Source organism: Treponema sp. R80B11-R83G3, from assembly GCF_054786115.1.
On sequence record NZ_BDHF01000413.1, the window covers coordinates 1 to 587 of the forward strand.

General features: G+C 50.9%; 1 protein-coding gene. It reads left to right on the top strand.

The window, feature by feature from the left end:
* The first annotated feature begins 91 nt into the window (after positions 1 to 91).
* Positions 92 to 562 carry a VRR-NUC domain-containing protein gene (locus ACYVRH_RS14185; protein WP_461257521.1) on the top strand — a complete coding sequence of 157 codons (471 nt, stop codon included), beginning with the start codon at positions 92 to 94 and terminating at the stop codon, positions 560 to 562.
* Positions 563 to 587 lie beyond the last annotated feature (25 nt).

Here is a 587-nt window from a genome sequence, read left to right on the forward strand (position 1 = left end):
TGAGAATGGAAAGTGGGAGTGGAAGAAATGAAAACGAAAACGCCGTTTAATCTTACTGAAGAATTAAATAAGGTTCGTAGGAGATGAAAATTTGACGCCCGAAGGACGCATCAAAGCTGACTGTCTGCTGTATCTGGAACGACGCGGTTTCTTCGTTTGGAATAACCCTTGCGGGGCAGTGCGCATTGCCCCGGATAGGTGGCTTCATTTTGGGCGTAAGGGATCATCTGATATAATCGGAGTACTGCCGGACGGGCGGTTTCTAGCCGTAGAAATCAAGGCAGCGCATGGGCGGCTCTCACCAGAGCAATCGGTGTTTTTGGAAAAGGTCCGGGGCATGGGAGGCGTAGCCGTGATCGCGCGCTCGATCCGGGAATTGGATACCGCCCTCCGAAATGAGGGATATGCCAATGACGGCCCTCTGTTTCAGCTACTTGATGCGCGTCCTTTTGGTTTTCTTGCAATTTGCTTTATATGCGAACCTGCCATGAAGGGCGCGTCCTTGTTTCTATGCACAAACGTAAAGTCCTCGCTTCCGGGGCTTCTTTTATTTTCCAAGTAGTTCCGGCGCAATCAGACAGCGCGGA